Origin of the sequence: Burkholderia sp. LMG 13014, from assembly GCF_905232215.1 — a bacterium.
Lineage (GTDB): Bacteria > Pseudomonadota > Gammaproteobacteria > Burkholderiales > Burkholderiaceae > Burkholderia.
Map to the genome: position 1 here is coordinate 1 of NZ_CAJNKE010000908.1, position 1675 is coordinate 1675.

Below are 1675 nucleotides of genomic sequence, written 5' to 3' on the forward strand. Positions count from 1 at the left end.
GGTCGCGTTGATCCTGACACCGGCCCTGTGTGCGACGATCCTCAAGCCGATTCCGCAAGGGCATCACGAAGAGAAGAAGGGCTTCTTCGGCTGGTTCAACCGGACGTTCAACCGCAGCCGCGATCGCTATACGGGCGGTGTGAACCACGTGATTCGTCGCTCGGGACGCTGGCTCGTGATCTACCTGGCCGTGTTCATCGCGGTCGGCGTGATGTTCGTGCGCCTGCCGAAGTCGTTCCTGCCGGATGAAGACCAGGGCTACATGTTCATGATCGTGCAGACGCCGTCCGGCTCCACGCAGGAAACGACCGGCAAGACGCTCGACAACATCAATACGTACCTGACGACCACCGAGAAGGATGTGGTCGACACGGTGTTCACGGTCAACGGCTTCAGCTTCGCCGGCCGCGGCCAGAACGCCGGTGTCGTGTTCGTGAAGTTGAAGCCGTATGCGCAGCGTCAGCATGCCGACCAGAAGATCCAGGCACTGATCGGCCGGACCTTCGCACACTACGCGCAGTACAAGGACGCGATGGTGATCCCGTTCAACCCGCCGTCGATTCCCGAACTCGGTACGGCTGCCGGTTTCGACTTCGAGCTGACGGACAACGCCGGCCTCGGCCACGAGGCGCTGATGGCCGCGCGCGGCCAGTTGCTCGGGCTGGCTGAGAAGGATCCCGCGCTGGCACTCGTGCGCCCGAATGGCCTGAACGATACGCCGCAGTACAAGGTCGACATCGATCGCGAAAAGGCGAACGCGCTCGGTGTGACGGCCGCGGCGATTGACCAGACGTTCTCGATCGCGTGGGCGTCGCAGTACGTGAACAACTTCCTCGATACGGATGGCCGGATCAAGAAGGTGTACGTGCAGGCCGACGCGCCGTTCCGGATGACGCCGGAAGACATGAACATCTGGTACGTGCGCAACAGCGCAGGTGGCATGGTGCCGTTCAGCGCGTTCTCGACCGGCCACTGGAGCTACGGTTCGCCAATGCTCGAGCGCTACAACGGCGTGTCGTCGATCGAGATCCAGGGGCAGGCTGCGGAGGGCAAGTCGACCGGCCAGGCGATGGCGGCGATGGAATCGCTTGCGAGCAAGCTGCCGGAAGGAATCGGCTACTCGTGGACAGGGCTGTCGTTCCAGGAAATCCAGTCCGGCTCGCAGGCGCCGCTCCTGTATGCGATCTCGATCCTCGTCGTGTTCCTGTGTCTCGCGGCGCTGTATGAAAGCTGGTCGATCCCGTTCTCGGTGATCATGGTCGTGCCGCTCGGTGTGGTCGGCGCGCTGCTCGCGACGATGCTGCGGGGTCTCGAGAACGACGTGTTCTTCCAGGTCGGCCTGCTGACGACCGTGGGCCTGTCTGCGAAGAACGCGATCCTGATCGTCGAGTTCGCACGCGAGCTGCAGGCGAAAGAGAACATGGGGCCGGTGCGCGCGGCGATCGAGGCAGCGCGTCTGCGGCTGCGTCCGATCCTGATGACGTCACTCGCGTTCATGCTCGGCGTGTTGCCGCTTGCGATCAGCAACGGCGCGGGTTCGGCGAGCCAGCACGCGATCGGCACGGGCGTGCTCGGCGGGATGGTCACGGCAACGTTCCTCGCGATTTTCATGATCCCGATGTTCTTCGTGCGGGTTCGCGCGATCTTCAGCGGCGAGACGGAAAACGTCGACGAC

At 63.5% G+C, this 1675-nt stretch carries 1 protein-coding gene; it reads left to right on the plus strand.

The window, feature by feature from the left end:
• The coding region (locus JYJ84_RS36040) for an efflux RND transporter permease subunit (RefSeq protein WP_205190239.1) at positions 1-1675 on the plus strand (1675 nt) is incomplete at both ends.